Source organism: Arthrobacter sp. S39 (genome assembly GCF_004320525.1).
Lineage (GTDB): Bacteria > Actinomycetota > Actinomycetes > Actinomycetales > Micrococcaceae > Arthrobacter.
Map to the genome: position 1 here is coordinate 1 of NZ_SIHX01000011.1, position 17,997 is coordinate 17,997.

Here is a 17,997-nt window from a genome sequence, read left to right on the forward strand (position 1 = left end):
AGAACAATGGACCATCACCACCCAAAACGGCGTCCCCTGGTACACACCCCCACCCCACATCGACCCCACCCAAAAACCCCAACAAAACCACTACTTCAAACCCCCACCACCACCCCGCGAATAACCCACGGGCGGCAACAAACGGGAATGCCTGAACACGAGTGGATCCGGGATGGGTCGACACCGGTCGATGCTTGATGGGTGGGCGGTGCCTGGTGGGCTGGACGCGTAGCGGGTGGGCGGGCAGTGCCTGACGGGGTGCGGGCGGTGCCCGGCGGCCGCGCGGCGCCCGACAGAAGGGGCCATGATGGCCCGACACACCAAGAGCCCGGACCAGCAAGCCCCAAACGAAAATGACCCGCGACCTGCCAAATGACCGGCAACCGTACGACAGGCACCGAATCATGGGCAGGCCCCATTCGGCGCGGGCCACGCCGGAAATCTGGGAAGGAAGCCTAGGAACGGTGGTGGCCGGGCGCGCGCGGGGTACGACGCGGCGCACGGCCTATGACTACCGTGCCGTCCAGTTCCTCCGAGTGGACAGTCCGGGCGGCGAATCCCGCGGCAGCCATAATCGCCGCGGTTCCGGCCGCCTGCCGTTCGCTCGTTTCGATCAGAAGATGCCCGTCGGAAGCCAGCCATTCCGCGGCCTCCGCAATCACCCGCCGGTGGAGGTCCAATCCGTCGGCGCCACCGTCGAGCGAGGCGCGCGGCTCGTAGTTTCTGGCCTCAGGCGGCATGGTCTGGAGCGCACCACTGGGCACATACGGAGCGTTCACGGCCAAGAGCCGAACACGCCCGCGGATCTTGGCAGGCAGCGCCAAATACAGGTCGCCCTGATAAATCTGCCCGCCTACATTAGTGACGTTCCGGCGTCCACAGCTAACTGCAACCGGGTCAATATCCGCGGCGTGGAGTTCCACGCCGGGCACGCGGGAAGCAATCGCGACCCCAACCGCCCCTGAACCGCAGCATAGATCCACGACAACCCGTGACGGGGTGGGCGGCGACTGCGGCAGGCACGGCGTGCCTGCCGTGGCCGGCGGGCCGACCGGAGCGGTGAGGACTTCCGTCGTGAGACCAACCGTTGTGAGACCTTCCTGCAGAAGCGTCACCGCTTCGGAGACGAGGAGCCCGGTGCGCCGGCGTGGCACAAAAACGCCGGGATCCACCGCTATCCGGAGTCCGCAAAACTCAGCCCAGCCGAGGATGTATTCCAGGGGTTCGCCGGCAACGCGGCGATCAAGCCATTCGGGCAGTCCAAGGGTGCTGGAGGCCTCAGACAGGAGCAACTGGGCCTCATCTTCGGCGAAAACGCAGCCGGCTGCCCGCAGCGCAGAGACGACATGGGCAAACGTGAGGGAATCAGAAAATAGTTCAGGAGCTGGCATGGGGACGCCTTTCGGTGAGCCGATGGGGCACTCCGCGCGTCATCTAAGCCTGGCGGCCCGAACGGCAGGGTGATGGAGTACCCGAAACTGATGAAGCGGTAATCTCACTCACCTCCTTCTGCCTTGACTGGAACTCCCATGCTAACTGACGTCGCAATCCAGCCGCAGAAGCCAAATGTTGGCAGGATGGACCCCATGACTTCCGCGCAGCAGCAGACCCTCATCTGGACCGGCACGTACACAGCCGACGGCGGCGGCCAGGCAGACGGCATCGGCGCCATCGCGGCCAGCAACGATGGCACGCTGCAATGGCTGGGCACGGCTGTAAACGCCGATTCGCCGTCGTTCGTTGCAGTGCACCCCACCTTGCCGGTGGTCTACGCCGTCGCCGAGCAGCGCCAGATGGTCCGCGCCTTCCGGCGCACGGGACAGTTTGGTTTGGAACCGATCGGCGAGCCGCAGCCTGCCGGCGCTGCGACCTGCCACGTCGCCGTTGACCCCGGAGGCCGATTCCTCATGGCCGCGTGCTGGGGCGACGGGAAGGTGCTGCTCTACGAACTGGATCACGACGGCGGCATAACAGGTCGGTTCCAGGCCGCATCGTCGGTGGATCCCCACCACAGCGAAAGCCACAGCCACACCGCCAACGCCAGCACCAACGAACCGCGGCAGAGCCGGGCGCACGCCAGCCTGATGCTCGCGGACGGCCGGATCATGACCACCGACCTGGGCCACGACACCCTGCGCATCTGGAACTACGTCCCCGGCCAAGGACTCACCCCGGACCATGAGGTTGTCCTTCCTGAGGGCAGCGGCCCACGCCACCTGGTCCAGCACTCCAGCGGGAGCGTCTTTGTGGTGTCGGAATACTCGATTGAGGTCTTTGTCGTGGCCGCCGGTGAAGACGGCAGGTTCACGCTGCTGAACGCCGGGCCTGCAACGTCCGGCGGAGCGCTGCCGGACGATTCCGCCGCGGAGATCTGCCTGGGGCCCGGCGGTACCTACGCCTATGTGGGAGTCCGGGGCTCCAACCTCATCAGCGTCCTGCACGTCAGCCCGGACGGCACCAATCTCTCGCCGGTCAAGGACATCGCCAGCGGCGGCAACTGGCCGCGGCACCACCTGGTCCTTGGCCGGTGGCTGCACGTGGCACACGAGCGTTCGGGGGACGTTGCCACCTTCGAACTGGATCCGGCCACCGGCCTGCCCGGGCCGGTTCTTCGGGTCCTCAAGACGCCGTCACCCACCGCGCTGGTGCCCGCGAACTAGCTTTCAGGCCTTCCCTAAACACTGGATTTATTCAGTGCAAGCGCTTACAGTTGTGACTTGGTTCACAGGAGCAGCCCTCGAGGAACCTGCCGAACCAACCAACACCGAGCAGTATTCACTTGCCCACGGCAAGCCTGTACAGCAGCGCCGCTAACCCAGGAAGGTCTCCTGACGTGAACTCCCGCACCCCCAGAGGCTCCACCCCAGGCCTCGATCCAGCCACTCAAACGTGCCCACCACCCAGCCGAACAACGCTCCTGCGAACCGTCCCTTTCCGCGCTGCTGCCGGCATCCTGGCCGCGGCCGTAGCCGCCGCCACCGCTGTGCTCCCTGCGCAAGCGGCGCCCGGCCCCAAGGAGCCGGGGTCGTCGTCGGCCCTTCACTCACTCCGCGCCCCGGTGACGGACGAGAACTTCTACTTTGTGATGGCGGACCGTTTCAGCAACGGGGACGCAGCCAATGACGACGGCGGACTGGGCTCCGACCCCATGGTGTCCGGCTTCGATCCAACCAAAAAAGGCTTCTACAACGGCGGAGACCTGGCTGGCCTGCTGGACAAGATCGACTACATCCAGGGCCTGGGTACCACCTCCATCTGGCTGACGCCGAGCTTCAAGAACAAGGCGGTCCAGCCGGAGGACAAGTCGGCCGGCTACCACGGCTACTGGGTCACCGACTTCACCCAGATCGATCCCCACCTGGGCACCAACGACGAACTCCAAGCCCTCATCGACGAGGCTCACTCGCGCGGCATGAAGGTCTACTTCGACATCATCACCAACCACACCGCGGACGTGATCGGCTACAAGGAGGGCGCACGCCAGCCCTACGTCTCTAAGGACACCGAGCCCTACAAGACGGCGGCGGGTGAGGCGTTCGACGACCGCGACTTCGCCGGTACTGATACTTTCCCGGCACTCGACGCAGCAACGTCCTTCCCGTACACACCCGTCCTGGATGCGGCCGAACAGAACCTGAAAGTCCCCAACTGGCTGAACGATCCCACGCTCTACCACAACCGTGGCGACACCACCTTCCAGGGCGAGGACTCCTACTACGGCGACTTCTTCGGCCTGGATGATCTCTTCACCGAGCACCCCAAAGTGGTCAGCGGCATGGAGGAGATCTACAAGGCCTGGATCGGCGATTTCGGAGTGGACGGCTTCCGGATCGACACCATGAAGCACGTCAACAACGAGTTCTGGCAGGAATTCGGGCCCGAGGTCCTCAGCTACGCCAAGGCGCAGGGGAAGGACGAATTCTTTATGTTCGGCGAAGTCTTCGACACCTCCAAGCCATTCACCTCGCAGTTCACCACCCGCAACCAGATGCAGGCCGTGCTGGACTTCCCCTTCCAGGACGCCGCCCGCAGCTTCGCTTCCAAGGGCCAGGCCACCCGCTCCCTGGAGACCTTCTTCGCCGGCGACGACTGGTACACCGACGCCGACTCCAACGCCTACCAATTGCCCACCTTCCTGGGCAACCACGACATGGGCCGCATCGGCAGCTTCATCGCAGCCGACAACCCCGGATCCACCGACACCGAACAGGTGGCCCGCGACCAACTGGCCCACGAACTGATGTATTTCTCCCGCGGCAACCCGGTGATCTACTACGGTGACGAGCAGGGCTTCACCGGCCCCGGCGGGGACCAGGATGCCCGCCAGACGCTCTTCGGCAGCCAGGTTCCGGAGTACCTCGACGACGACCTGCTGGGAACCGACGCCACGCACGCCACCGACAACTTCAACGCCGGCCACCCGCTGTACTCCAAGATCAGCCAACTCGCCGCCCTGACCAAGGAACACCCAGCCCTGCGCGACGGCGCCCACCAGCACCGCTACGCCTCCGACGGTCCCGGGATCTATGCCTTCTCCCGCACGGACGCCGAAGACCAGCGCGAATACGTCGTTGCACTGAACAACAGCGAGCAGCCGCAGACGGCGGACGTGCCCACCTACATCGACAAGCGCACCTACACCCGGATTTACGGCGACGGCGCCGAGGAGGCCAAAACCTCGGCGGACGGGACGCTGACGGTCACCGTACCGCCGCTGTCCGCCGTGGTCTACGAGTCATCGGGCCGCATCCCGCACTCCAAGGCGGCTCCCGCCGTCGCACTCCAGGCACCTGCCGCGGCCCCCGCGGACAACGGCCGGATCAAGGTAACGGCCGACGTCGGCGGTGCTTCGTTCTACGAGGTCACCTTCGAGGCGAAAACAGCCGGCGGTAGCTGGGCACCGATCGGTACCGACGACACCGCCCCCTACCAGGTGTTCCACGACGTCGCGGCTTTGGATGCCGGTACCGCCGTCGAATACCGGGCCACCGTCCTGGACAACGGCGGCCACACTGCCACCAGCGCGTCCAAGGCAGCCGCGGTTCCGGCACCGATCCTGACCATTCAGAAGCCGGTCGAGGGCAGCTACCTGAAAGGGACAGTCGAGCTCAGCGCCACGGCAGATCCGGAAAAGGCCACCCATGTGGTGTTCTTCGAACGCAGCGTAGACGGTGGCGAGTGGACGGCCGTGGGCTCCGATGATTCCTCGCCGGTGTACTCGGTTACGGATGACATTTCCGGCCTCGCGGACGGCCAACGGATCCAGTACCGCGGAACAATGGCGGGCCCCGGCTTCACCGTGGTCACTGAACCGCGGACAGTGTTCGTGGGCGAAGCGCCGCAGCCCGACTCGGTGACCGTTGCGGGATCATTCAACTCGCAGATTGGCTGCCCGAAGGACTGGGATCAAGCCTGCCCGGCGGCTTCGATGACCCTGGATCCGGCGGACAGGATCTGGCGGCTGACGGTTACCCTGGACCCTGGCCAGTACGAATACAAGGCTGCACTCAATGGCACCTGGGACGTCAGCTACGGGGCCGATGGAGTCCTGGGCGGAAGCAACATCACCCTGGACCACCCCGGCGGCGCGGTCACGTTCCGTTACGACAACAGCACGCACGTGGTCAGCGCGGTCTACGCCTCACAGCAGCCGCAGGCCGTGGCCGTGGCCGGAACCCTCAACGCGCTCCTCGGCTGCGCCGGCGACTGGGCTCCCGCCTGCGACCAGGCACAGCTGACGCTGGACCCGGACACGCTGGTGTGGAAGCTGTCCGTCACGCTGCCAGCCGGAACCTATGAATTCAAAGCCGCGCTGGACCGCGATTGGAACGAAAGCTACGGGGCCGGCGGCTCGGCGACGGGCGGGAACATCTCCTACAAGCACGACGGCGGCCCGGTCACCTTCCGGTACGACCACGTCACCCACCTGCTCACGGCGGGCTAGCACCCCTACATTGAGCAACGCGGGGTCACTTCTTGCCCAATATGAGTCTCCGGAAGGGCAGGGAGTGACCTCGCGTTGCTTGGTGGGGAGGCAAACGTCGGGCGGGCGTCAGCCCTTGATCGGCTGCCCCAGGCCCGTGACAAACCGCCGGATGGCGAGCTCGGGAGTGGGCGGCTCGCCGAAGAACTGCCGCTGGAGGGTGGTGTCTGCGACATAGCGGCCGGTCTGGAACCACGCGATCATGGCGGAGAGGTCCTTGGCCATGGGGCTGACCGGCGCCAGCACCGTTCCCGCCGCGCGCAGAATGCCGGCGGGGACGGTACGGACGGTAAGCGTCTTGCCGGTGAGCCGCCCGGCGATGTCGGCGACGTCCTGCATGCCCACGGGCCGGTCCCAGCCGATGTCGATGCGCCGGCCTTCGAGATCCGGAAGGTCAACCGCCTCTGCCAGGTAGCCGGCGAGGTCGGCCGTGAGTACAAAGGTCAACGGGATCCCGGGCGAACCCATCCACCTGAGTCGGCCTTTCCTGAAAGGATCGCCGCCGAACCGCGTGACCTGGTCCAGGAACGCGCCGGGACGGAGGGCCACGAACGGCGCGCCCAGTTCCTCAAGCCGGTCTTCGGTCAGCTTCTTGTGCCAGAAGTGCGGAACCTGCGGGGTCTGGTCGCACGTGAGGATGCTGGTGAGGACAAACCGGCGCACGCCCGAGCGGCTCGCAGCCTCGACCAGGTTGGTGTTTCCCACGGTGTCGGTTTTGGGGGTATCGCCCTTGCGGTGCCTGGTGTAACCGGCCGCCGAGGTGATCACGGCGTCGGCGCCCTCCATTGCCCGCAACAGCGACCAGGCGTCCATCATGTCGCCCCGGGCGATCTCCACTCCGGCGGCTTCGAGCCGGGACGCATCGGAGCCAGGACGGACCAGCGCCCGCACCTGCTTTCCGCGCTTGATCAGCTCCGAGGCAACCTGGCTGCCCAGCATTCCGGTGCCGCCCACTACCAGTACGGGTCCGTCGGTCATGACAGCGCCTCCGAGACTGCAGCCAGCAATGCGTTGAACCGGGCGTTGGCGGGCAGGTCGTCGATGAACACCGGTTTTCCGTCCGGACCGCCCAGCGGGACCTGCCAGTTCGGGTACAGCGCCTCGGTGGTGCCGGGCTGGTTCTGCACTCGCCGCTCCCCCACTGCATCCACCAGTGCCACCCCGAGCAGGACCGACGGCGACTGGGCCAGCAGGCGGTGCAGCGCCACAATGGTGCGCTCTTCGCTTTGGCTGTCCGCGGTTTCAGTACCCTCGGGCAGCAGGCCGCGTTCGCGCAGCAGTCCCATCATCTTTTCCAGCGTGGCCGTGTGCTCCGCCAACTCCTCCGACTCGGAGCGTTCCAGCAGGCCCAGCCTGCTGCGCAGCGCCACATGGTTTCCGGCCAGGTAGCCGGCGGTGGGCGGCAGGTCGTGCGTATTGACGCTGGCGAGGGCCTGCGTGCGGTACCTTTCCGGCGGAAGCGGCGAGTCGCCGTCGTTCTCAAACCAGAGGATGGACGTCCCCAGGATGCCGCGCGCGGCAAGGTAGTCTCGCACCCATGGCTCGAAGGTGCCGAGGTCCTCTCCAATCACCACGGCGCCGGCGCGCTGGGCTTCCAGGGCGAGGATGCCGATCAGGGCGTCGTGGTCGTACCTGACGTAGGCGCCGTCCCGCGGCGAGTTGCCGGCCGGGACCCACCACAGCCTGAACAGGCCCAGCACGTGGTCCACGCGGATGCCGCCCGCGTGCCGAAGCACCGTGGAAAGCATGTTGCGGAAGGGTGCGTAGCCGGCCTCGGCCAGCCGGGTGGGATGCCAGGGCGGCTGGTTCCAGTCCTGGCCGAGCTGGTTGTACATATCCGGCGGCGCGCCCACGCTGACTCCAGGGGCGAGGACACCGCGCAAAGTCCAGGCGTCGGCGCTGCTCAGGTCAACGCCGACGGCGAGGTCGTGGACCACGCCGAGCCGCATCCCGGCGCGGCGTGCCGCCTGTTGCGCGTTCTCCAGCTGCTCGTCGCAGATCCACTGCAGCCAGCGGTGGAAGCCGATCCGGTCCGCCAGCTTTTCCCGCAGTGATTCGGCTTCGGGCGACCCCAGGGCGCAGTCCGGGTCGGCCCACAGCGGATCCTCCGGCGCCAGGTCCTCGCGGATGGCTGACCACAGCGCGAAGTCGTCCAGGCCGGAACCCGAGATCCGGCAGAATTCGTCGAACGCGGCCTGCCGTGCCGGTGCGCGGCGGGCGTGGTACAGCAGTTCCAGAGCTTGGAGCTTGGCCGCGTAGACGGCGTTGCGGTCCAGCTTTTCGGCGTCCCTGTTCAGGCCGTGGACCTGTTCCTGGAGCCGGTCCACCGTGGCCCGCCTGCGCGGTTTCAGGTAGGCAATCTCGGGGATGGCCTCCACCCGGATGTAAAGCGGGTTGAAGAACCGGCGCGTGGATGGCGAGTACGGTGACGGCTGGACCGGCGGGACTGGCTCCGCGGCGTGCAGCGGGTTGACCAGCACGTAGTCCGCGCCGCGCGCACCGCTGAGGGTGGCCAGATCGGCCAGGTCCGCGAAGTCGCCGATCCCCCAGGACCGCTTGGACCGCACCGAATACAGCTGCGTGGCCAGGCCCCAGCCGCGGCGCTGCAGCAGCGGCGCGGCGGTGGTGAGCCGCGCCGGAACCACCACCAGCGCACCCTGGGCGGTGACGCCGTCGGACTCGGCATGCAACGTGTGCCAGCCCAGCGGCAGCCCCTCCGGCACGGCGAACGTGGCGCGCCCGGTGGCGATTCCGTCCACGTCCTGCGGCGGCACCCAGATGTCCTGCTGGACGGCGTCCACGGGCTCGCCGGCTCCCGCTTCCAGCTCCACATGCAGGCGGGCAGTGGCGCCGTCCCGGACGTGGACGGGGACCAGCGCGGTTTCGCCTTGTTGGACCACGACGGCGGGCGGCAGCATCCGCCGCCACGGCGCCAGTTCCGCCTCGGCCAGGGCAGCTTCGATCAGCTCATCGGAATGCGCCGGGACTCCGAGCGCCGCCAGGACCTTGATCAGGGTGGCCGGGGCGACGCTGTGCGGCAGTCCGTCCCAGCCATGGAACGAGGTGCCAACTCCGTGCGCGTCCGCGAGGCGCTGCAGGAGGTGCTGATCCACGGGCCCGAGACCTGCCGCCCCGCCGCTGCCGGGGGAACCCGGCATTTCGGAGAACTGCGTGTACTGCTGGTCTGGAGCCTTCATGGATGTCCGCCTCGCCTGGTGTGATGGGCCCGAACTTACATTGATGCTTTGCACGTTGTTGCTTGCGCGCCGGGCTTCGCTGCGCCCGGACACACATTGGTTCCGATTATTGCAGGGGCCGGCACCGGACCGCTTCAAGACCGGGACATGACTGTTTGAGACCGTTGACTTGTCTTGTGGACATCCCATACCGTTCCTGTCACTGACAACGTTGTCTATTCACTAGGCACGCGCGATGAAGGGCAACCCCTATCCATGCAGATCAACACATCCCGGACAGTCCGTACATGTTCGGCACTCACCCTGGCTGGCCTCAGCCTCACCGCAATACTCGCCGGATCAGGCCCCGCCTGGGGCACGGCAGCGCAGGCTTCCGCGGAAACCCAGGCACCAGCGGCACGAACCGTGTCCGAGGCCGACGCCGGTTCCGGAACGCCCCTCGGCGGGGAACAGTTCCGGCCGGCCTTCCACTACTCGCCGAAGCAGAACTGGATGAACGATCCCAACGGAATGGTCTTCCACAAGGGCGTCTACCACCTGTATTACCAGCACAACCCCTCAGGCAACGCGTGGGGAAACATGTCCTGGGGGCATGCCACCTCCAAGGACCTGACGCACTGGACGGAGCAGCCGTTGGCCATCGCCACCGATGACCAGCAGGACATCTTCTCCGGCAGCGTGGTGGTGGACAAGGACAACACCTCCGGGTTCGGAACCGCGGAAAACCCGCCGCTGGTGGCTGTCTACACCAGCGCCTACAAGCCGGGCTCTCCCTATCAGGGCCTCCAGGCGCAGTCGCTGGCCTACAGCCTGGACGACGGCCAGACCTGGACGAAGTACGACGCCAACCCCGTGCTGAACCGGAACTCGGCAAACTTCCGTGACCCCAAGGTCTTTTGGTACAGCACACCGGATGGCGGCGGCTACTGGGTGATGGCAGCTGTCGAGGCCACCGACCACAAGGTCGTGCTGTACAAATCCGGGAACCTCAAGGACTGGACACTCCTAAGCGAGTTCGGACCTGCCAACGCCACGGGCGGGCTTTGGGAGTGCCCTGACCTCTTCCCGCTGGCTGTTGACGGCGACCCCGCCAACGTCAAGTGGGTCATGGTGGTCAACATCAACCCCGGCGGCGTTGCGGGCGGATCGGCCGGGCAGTACTTTGTTGGCGACTTCGACGGCACCACCTTCACGTCCGAGACCACCAAAGCCAGCGATACCCTGCCCGCCGGAACCCCGCTGGCCGGTTTCAACAACGGTACCTACGACGGCTGGACTGTGGCCAACGAACCGGGAAACTGGAAGAACGGCCCGTTCGGAGATACTCCGGCCACCGGATCGCTGCCCGGACAAAACACGGTGAGCGGCTTTGCCGGTGCGGGCCTGATCAACTCGTTCAACGACGGCGACTGGCCCCTGGGCACCGCGGAATCCCCGCAGTTCACGGTCAGCAGCGACTACCTGAACTTCCTGGTGGGCGGCGGCCAGCATCCCCGCGTCTCGGACAAGCTGGACAACACCCCGCCGGCCGGAGACCTCCTGTTCAACGGGTTCGAGGTTCCGGACGGAACGTCAATGGCCGACGCCGGCTGGACCGGTACCGCCGATCTGGCACCTTCCTTCCAGCCCGCCACGTCCGGCGGTGACTTCTATATCGGCGCCAAGCGGATCAACACGTTTGATACCGGCGGCGCACCGGGCGACGACAGGCAGGGAACCATGACGTCGCCGTCGTTCACGCTCTCCCGGGACTTCATGAGCATGCTGGTGGGCGGCGGACACCGGGCCGCAGGCTCAGGCCAGCAACTGGAGGTCCAGCTGCTGGTGGACGGCAACGTGGTCCGCAGCCTCGCCGGGGACGATTCCGGCGCCCTGAACTGGAAGGGCTGGGACGTTTCGGAGTTCGCCGGACAGCAGGCCCAGCTGCGGATCGTGGACCAGGCAACGGGCGGCTGGGGCCACCTGACGCTGGACCATGTCATGCTCACCGACCAGGCCGCGGTGCCGCGGTCCGACGAGACCACGGTGAACCTGGTGGTGGATGGACAGGTGGTCCGGACCGCCACCGGTGCGAACAGCGAGGTCCTGGACTGGGCGTCCTGGAACGTTGCCGAATTCAAGGGACGGCAGGCCAGCATCAAGGTGGTGGACAACAACCGTTTCGGCTGGGGCCACATCCTGGCCGATGAGTTCGTGGCGTCAGAGCAGGCGGCCACACCGCGGATCCAGACCTACGACTGGCTGGACTACGGCCGGGACTACTATGCCGCCGTTTCCTTCGCCAACATGCCGCAGGACAAACGCGTGATGCTGGGCTGGATGAACAACTGGGACTACGCGCAGGCCATTCCCACCTCGCCGTGGCGGAGCGCCATGTCATTGCCCCGTGAGGTGGGGCTGACGCAGACTCCGGCAGGACCGCGCCTCACCCAGAAGGCCGTCAAGCAGGTGGACGACCTTGCCACGAAGCCGAGCTACGCCGAGAAGCGGGCCCGGGACATTGCCCCGGGCACCACTGCGCTGCCTGCGGCGGCCTGGGGCCAGACCCAGCGGATTGATGTCACGTTCGCGCCGGGGACTGCGTCACGGGCCGGCATCACCGTGCTGGGGAACGGCGGCACCGCCACCGCCATCGGCTACGACCGGACCACCGGCGAGGTGTACGTGGACCGGCAGAACTCCGGCGACACCGGCTTCCACCCGCTGTTCACGTCGGTGGACTCGGCGCCCGTCACCCTGGACGCGGACGGCACGGTGACCCTGAGGGTATACGTCGACCGGTCTTCCGTGGAGGTCTTCACCCAGGGCGGGCAGCGGACCATCACGGACCAGGTGTTCCCTGCAGCGGGGGCCAACCAGGTGGCGCTCTTTGCCGACGGCGGCACGGCCCAGCTGAAGTCGGTCACCGTTACTCCGCTGGCGCAGTCGATGTTCAGCACGGTGGCCAAGCCGGTCAAGGACCGCCAGAAGTAGGCTGACCCGGCCCGGAGCTACCGGTTCGGAGCTACCCGTTCACGGGTCTCTGGTGCCCAGTCCCGGGCTTGTCCGCGGATCCCTGCCTTGAAGGCCAGGAATCGCGGACAAGCCTGGGATTTGTGGTCAGTGGACCGGCTGGAGCCAGGTCAGGATGGAGCCGTCCTCTTCGATCAGGTCGGCGAGCTCGCCGTTGAACCGTGCGCCATAGTCGGCGCTGATGTGTTCCTGGAAGGCGGCGTCGTCCTCGTAGACCTCGAACACAAAGTACTCACGGGGATTCGTTTCCCGGGTGTAGGGCAGGAACAGCTGATTTCCAGGCTCCTTTCTGACGTCGATGGTCAACTGGCGCATCATCTCCGCCACCCGGTCTTCGCTGCCGGGCTTGACGGTGAATTCGGCGTAAAGCGTTTTGGTCATGGTTGTCCCCTCTGGATTCGTTTGGATCTGCTGGTGCTTGGAGTTGCTGGTGGTCGGTCTGCCGGTACTTGGGTCTGCCGGGCTCAGCCCGCAGGCGGTCGGAGCTCACCGGAGCCGCGCTGGATGAGTTCGGACGGAACAACGTAGGTCTGGGGCGCGCCGCCGTCGCCGTCGATCCGTGCAAGCAGCCGCTCGGCGGCGAGCTTGCCGATCCGCTCCGGGTGCTGCGCGATCACGGTGATCCCGGGTTCCATCATGTCCGCCAGCGAGAAGTCGTCAAAGCCCACCAGGGCCACGCGGCGGCTGGCGCCCAGTTCCTTCAGTGCGCGCATCACGCCGAACGTGATGAGGTTCTGGCTTGAGAAGATCGCCGTAGGCGGGTTCTCGGACGTGAGGATCTCCAGGGCGGCCTGCCGGGCTGATTCCTCGTCGTGAAGCCCCTCCCGCACCGGCACAGCGGCGGTCGACTGCCCGGCCCGGCCCAGTTCCTCGATGAAGCCGCGGCGCCGTTCCCGGGCGGTCTGGATGTCCGGGCGGTCGCCCAGGTAGGCCAGCTTCGTGTGGCCATGCCCTATGAGGTGGGCAGCCGCGCGCGCGGCGCCAACGGCGTTGTCCGTCACGACGGCGTCGGCCTCGACACCCACTGGCTCGCGGTCGATGAAGACCATGGGAAGGTCCCGGGAATGCTCCGGAATGGCGTACGCCTGGCTACGGGCGATGGGGGTCAGCACGAGGCCATCCACACGCCGGCCCAGGAAGGCGGCCACGAGCGACTTTTCCCGCTCGGGGTCGTCATCCAGGCTGGCGGCGAACACCGCGATTCCGCGTGCCGCCAGGGAGTCTTCCATAGCCCGGTGGATCTCGCTGCTGAACGGGTTGGCCACGCTGGGCAGAAGCAGGCCGACGGAGAGTGTCTGGCGGCCCGTGCGGCGGAGGCTTCCCGCCGCCATGTCCAGCTGGTAGTTGAGCTGCTGGGATGCCCCAAGCACCCTTTGACGGGTGGCTTCGGAGACGCCCGGTTCGTCGTTCATCACCCTGGAGACGGTCTTGATGCCGACCCCGGCCAGCGCGGCGACATGGCGCATGGTGGGCCGATCCTTAGCCGGCGCTCCTTGGTAACGATTAGACATCGTTGTCATGGTTCAGTCCTTCATCATCGAATTTACCTTGACTATAGCGTGTGACGCTGATTACATGATGCCTGACATCGTTGTCAGGCACGGGATGTGCCACGAACACAGGAGATTCAATGTTGACTTCCAAGACCCCGCGCACCATCGCCCGCCGCCTGGTTGCCGTGGGCGCCGTCCTGACCCTCGGCACCCTTAGCCTCACGGCCTGCGGCGGAAACTCCCCCGCCACTTCCGGGACCGCCTCCGGTGAAAAAGTGGGCGTATCGCTGATCGTCAAGACCACGTCCAACCCGTTCTTCGTCTCCATGCAGGAAGGCGCCAAGAAGGCAGCGGAGGCTGACGGCGTCGACCTGAAGCTCGCCGCCGGCAAGGCAGACGGCGACGAGGACACCCAGATCCAGGCCATCGAAAACGCCATCTCCAAGGGCGACAAGGGCATCCTGATCACCCCCAACGGCCCGTCCGTGGTGGACGCCCTGAAGAAGGCCAAGGACGCCGGACTCTTTGTCATTGCCCTTGACACCCCGCCGGACCCCGCCGACGCCGCGGACATCACCTTCGCCACTGACAACTTCGCTGCCGGCGAGCTGATCGGCAAGTGGACCGCCACCCAGCTTGCCGGCAAGAAGGCCACCATCGCCCTGCTGGATCTGTTTGACGACAAGGTTGTCTCTGTTGACTACAACCGCGACCAGGGCTTCCTGACCGGTCTTGGCATCGACACCGCCGACAAGAAGAAGAACGGCGACGAAGCCAAGACCGGCAAGTACACCGGCGGCAAGGGCGGCGAGTACGAGATCGTCGGCAGCCAGGCCTCCCAGGGCGCCGAGGACGGTGGCCGTACCGGCATGGAGACCCTGCTGTCCAAGAACCCCAACATCAACGTTGTGTACACCATCAACGAGCCTGCCGCAGCGGGCGCTTATGAAGCCCTGAAGTCCGCCGGCAAGGAGAAGGACGTCCTGATTGTTTCGGTCGACGGCGGCTGCGCCGGCGTGGACAACGTCAAGTCCGGCGTCATCGGCGCCACCGCCCAGCAGTACCCGGTCAAGATGGCCGAAATGGGCGTCAAGGCCATCGTCGAACTGGCCAAGACCGGCAAGAAGCCTGCCAACACCGCGGGCCTGGACTTCTTCAACACCGGCGTTGAGCTGGTCACCGACAAGCCGGCCGACGGCGTCAAGAGCATCACCACTACCGAGGCCAGCAACATCTGCTGGGGCAAGTAAGAGGGCAGAACGATCTCAGGAGCAACCGTGACCCAGCAACAGACCGCCGGCCCTCCCGCCGCAGGGAAGCAGACCGACCTGGCCGAAGAATTCCTCGACCGCCGGACCCCGCTCAGCCGGATACGCAACATCCTGCACCGCTACCCCGCAGTCAGCCCCGCCCTCGTCCTTCTCATCGCCGTCATCGTGTTCGGACTGCTCAATGACAGGTTCCTGCGGGTTGAAAACCTCTCCCTGATTACCCAGCAGGTCTCCGTCGTCGGCATCCTCGCCATCGCCCAGACCCTCATCATCCTTACCGCAGGCATCGACCTTTCCGTCGGAGCCGTCATGATCCTCTCGTCCATGGTCGTTGCCCAGCTCGCCGTCAACAACGGCCTGCCGGCACCGGTTGCGCTGCTCGCAGGCCTGATCGTTGGGCTCGCTGCCGGCGCCCTGAACGGGTTCCTGGTCACCAGGTTCCGGCTCCCCCCGTTCATCGTCACCTTGGGCACGCTCAACATCTTCATCGCAGTGACGCTGCTCTACTCCAACGGAGCGACAGTCCGCGGCTCGGCAATGCCGGGCCTTCTGACCTGGACAGGAAGCACCTTCCCGGTGGGCCCGGTCCGGATCTCAACCGGCGTCGTTGTGATGCTGCTTCTCTACATCGCTATCGCGTTCATCCTGGGCAAAACTGCCTGGGGCCGGCACGTCTACGCCGTTGGCGATGACAAAGAAGCCGCCCGCCTGGCCGGTATCGCCGTGAACAAAGTGCTCATGAGCGTCTACCTCGCAGCCGGCGCCGTCCTGGCCATCGGCGCCTGGATCCAGATCGGCCGCACCAACGCAGCCAGCCCCAACGCCGGCGTGGACCTGAACCTGGACTCCATCACCGCCGTCGTGATCGGCGGAACCAGCCTCTTCGGCGGGCGCGGCTCGGTCTGGGGGACTCTCCTGGGCGCCCTGATCGTCGGCGTCTTCCGCAACGGACTCTCGCTCGCCGGACTGGACGTGCTTTACCAGACCCTCGCCGTGGGCGTCCTCATCATCCTCGCTGTGTCCATCGACCAGTGGATCCGAAAGGTGAAGTCATGACCGCGTCCCAGCTGGAACCCACCGGCACCGAGGTCCGCCAGCCCATCCTGCAGGCCAGGAACCTCGTCAAGACCTTCGGCCGGGTGGTGGGGCTCGACGGCGTCAGCCTGGACCTGTACCCGGGCGAGGTCCTGGCGATCATCGGCGACAACGGCGCCGGCAAGTCCACCCTGATCAAATGCCTCACCGGAGCAGAAGTACCGGACTCCGGCGAACTCTTTGTCTCAGGACAGCCGGTGCACTTCAAGCGGCCGCAGGACGCCCGGGTCCACGGCATCGAAACTGTCTACCAGAACCTGGCCGTCTCACCGGCGCTCGATGTCGCCTCCAACCTGTTCCTGGGCCGGGAGGAACGTGTGGCCGGACCGCTCGGCAGCATCTTCCGGGTCCTGGACACCAAGGGCATGCGCCGCAAGGCGAAGGAAGAGCTGACCCGGCTGGGCATCTCCACGCTCCAGGACGTCACCGTCCCGGTGGAGAACCTTTCCGGCGGACAGCGCCAGGCCGTGGCGGTGGCCCGGGCCGCGGCCTTCGGCTCCAAGGTTGTAGTGCTGGATGAGCCGACGGCGGCGCTCGGCGTCCGCGAGTCGAACCAGGTCCTGCAGCTGGTCAGGGACCTCCGGGACCGGGGACTGCCCGTCATCCTGATCAGCCACAACATGCCGCACGTGTTCGACGTGGCGGACAGGATCCACATCCAGCGCCTCGGCAAATGTGCGGCCACCATCACGCCGCAGTCCCACACCATGACCGACGCGGTGGCCATCATGACCGGTGCGGCCACCGCCTGACGGTACCGCCTGACCCTGCACTACCCAGGGTCATCACCGCCCGATATATCCCCAACCACCGTCCGCGGGCCTGCACCAGGCCCGCGGACGGCCCCATGAAAGGCTCCCCGTGCACAGCAACTCCCCCAGCCCCGTGTCCCCGACGCCGGCTCCCCCGGTACGCCCTGTTGCCCCGGACGTCATCGTCATCGGTGAAGCACTCGTTGACGTTGTCGCCTCCCCCACGGGCCCGATCGAGCATCCGGGCGGCTCGCCGATGAACGTGGCCTACGGCCTGGGGCGGCTCGGCGTGTCCACCGCCCTGCTGACGTCACTGGGCGACGACGCCCGCGGCGGGGCGATCGAGGCGCACCTGCGGCGTGCCGGCGTCGAACTCCTGCCGGGCTCTAAGTCCGCAGCGCGGACCGCGTCCGCCACGGCAACCCTTGCCGCGGACGGCTCCGCCACCTACGACTTCGACGTCAGCTGGGACCTGCCGGCAGTGGCCCCCGCCCACCTGCCCAGGGTGCTGCACACCGGCTCCATCGCCACGTTCCTGGCACCGGGCGCGACGGCGGTGCGGGCGCTGCTGGAACAGTCGCACCGGGAGTGCCTGGTCACCTACGATCCGAACATCAGGCCGGCCCTGCTGGGGAGCCAGGCGCAGGCCCGGAACATCTTCGAGGACCTGGTTCCGCTGACCGACGTGGTCAAGCTCAGCGACGAGGATGCCGCCTGGCTGTACCCGGGAGTCAGCCTCGAAGCCGCCGCCGCTCGGATCCTGACGCTGGGCGCCGGGCTGGCCGTGGTGACCCGCGGCGGGGAAGGTTCCCTGTTGGCGACGCCCGCCACCCAGCTTTTCATCCCCGCCATCCGTTCCACCGTGGCGGACACCATCGGCGCGGGCGATTCCTACATGGCCGCCCTGATCTACGGCCTGCTGTCGCGCCGCACCGAGGGCCTGGGACGGGACGTCCTGACCTCCATCGGGAAGACGGCGTCGAAGGCAGCCGCCATCACCGTGCGCCGGCCGGGCGCGAATCCGCCCACGGCCGCAGAGCTGGCGGCGGACCTGCCGGAGACCGGCCGGGGCGCTGAGGTGCGCGGGGCGGCGGTGGGCGAACGGGCGACAGCGACTGCCGCCGTCGTGCTCTGATCCCGGCGGTGAGCCCGGACGCAGCGAATCCGGTTTTCATCCAATGAAAACCGGGCTCG

12 protein-coding genes are annotated in these 17,997 nt (G+C 66.7%); 7 read left to right on the forward strand and 5 right to left on the reverse strand.

Features of this window, described 5'->3' with window-relative positions; all coding sequences use genetic code 11:
• Window positions 1–455: 455 nt before the first annotated feature.
• Window positions 456–1,391, reverse strand: a complete 936-nt coding sequence (locus EYS21_RS18850) for a methyltransferase (protein WP_131134784.1) — start codon at window positions 1,389–1,391, stop codon at window positions 456–458.
• Between the two features lie 195 nt (window positions 1,392–1,586).
• On the opposite strand from EYS21_RS18850, the gene EYS21_RS18855 reads away from it, so the two are divergent.
• Both EYS21_RS18855 and EYS21_RS18860 read left to right on the forward strand, forming a co-directional pair.
• Window positions 1,587–2,660, forward strand: a complete 1,074-nt coding sequence (locus EYS21_RS18855) for a beta-propeller fold lactonase family protein (protein WP_131134785.1) — start codon at window positions 1,587–1,589, stop codon at window positions 2,658–2,660.
• Window positions 2,661–2,950: 290 nt separating this feature from the next.
• Entirely contained in the window at window positions 2,951–5,944 is a 2,994-nt protein-coding gene (locus EYS21_RS18860) for an alpha-amylase family glycosyl hydrolase (protein ID WP_131134861.1), read from the forward strand.
• Window positions 5,945–6,052: 108 nt separating this feature from the next.
• On the opposite strand, the gene EYS21_RS18865 is transcribed toward EYS21_RS18860, so the two are convergent.
• Complete coding sequence (locus tag EYS21_RS18865; RefSeq protein ID WP_131134786.1) at window positions 6,053–6,961, reverse strand: SDR family oxidoreductase; 909 nt, start codon at window positions 6,959–6,961, stop codon at window positions 6,053–6,055.
• Window positions 6,958–9,141: a 4-alpha-glucanotransferase gene (gene malQ / locus EYS21_RS18870; RefSeq protein WP_242633512.1), complete on the reverse strand. Its 2,184-nt coding sequence runs from the start codon at window positions 9,139–9,141 to the stop codon at window positions 6,958–6,960. Before malQ ends, EYS21_RS18865 begins: the two co-directional genes overlap by 4 nt.
• A gap of 294 nt (window positions 9,142–9,435) precedes the next feature.
• On the opposite strand from malQ, the gene EYS21_RS18875 reads away from it, so the two are divergent.
• Window positions 9,436–12,153, forward strand: coding sequence for a GH32 C-terminal domain-containing protein (locus tag EYS21_RS18875; RefSeq protein ID WP_131134788.1), 2,718 nt, complete (start codon window positions 9,436–9,438; stop codon window positions 12,151–12,153).
• Between the two features lie 126 nt (window positions 12,154–12,279).
• On the opposite strand, the gene EYS21_RS18880 is transcribed toward EYS21_RS18875, so the two are convergent.
• Together EYS21_RS18880 and EYS21_RS18885 are read right to left on the reverse strand one after the other, a co-directional pair.
• Window positions 12,280–12,573, reverse strand: a complete 294-nt coding sequence (locus EYS21_RS18880) for a putative quinol monooxygenase (protein ID WP_131134789.1) — start codon at window positions 12,571–12,573, stop codon at window positions 12,280–12,282.
• A gap of 83 nt (window positions 12,574–12,656) precedes the next feature.
• Window positions 12,657–13,658, reverse strand: coding sequence for a LacI family DNA-binding transcriptional regulator (locus EYS21_RS18885; protein WP_131134790.1), 1,002 nt, complete (start codon window positions 13,656–13,658; stop codon window positions 12,657–12,659).
• 164 nt (window positions 13,659–13,822) lie between these two features.
• Here EYS21_RS18885 and EYS21_RS18890 point away from each other — a divergent pair, with 164 nt between their 5' ends.
• The 4 genes from EYS21_RS18890 to EYS21_RS18905 all read left to right on the forward strand — a co-directional run bounded on the left by EYS21_RS18890 (window position 13,823) and on the right by EYS21_RS18905 (window position 17,938).
• A complete protein-coding gene (locus tag EYS21_RS18890; protein WP_131134791.1) occupies window positions 13,823–14,935 on the forward strand; it encodes a substrate-binding domain-containing protein in 1,113 nt (370 codons plus the stop codon).
• Between the two features lie 27 nt (window positions 14,936–14,962).
• Window positions 14,963–16,012, forward strand: coding sequence for an ABC transporter permease (locus tag EYS21_RS18895; protein WP_131134792.1), 1,050 nt, complete (start codon window positions 14,963–14,965; stop codon window positions 16,010–16,012).
• Window positions 16,009–16,803, forward strand: coding sequence for an ATP-binding cassette domain-containing protein (locus EYS21_RS18900; RefSeq protein ID WP_131134793.1), 795 nt, complete (start codon window positions 16,009–16,011; stop codon window positions 16,801–16,803). Before EYS21_RS18895 ends, EYS21_RS18900 begins: the two co-directional genes overlap by 4 nt.
• Window positions 16,804–16,936: 133 nt before the next feature.
• Complete coding sequence (locus tag EYS21_RS18905; protein ID WP_131134862.1) at window positions 16,937–17,938, forward strand: carbohydrate kinase; 1,002 nt, start codon at window positions 16,937–16,939, stop codon at window positions 17,936–17,938.
• Window positions 17,939–17,997 lie beyond the last annotated feature (59 nt).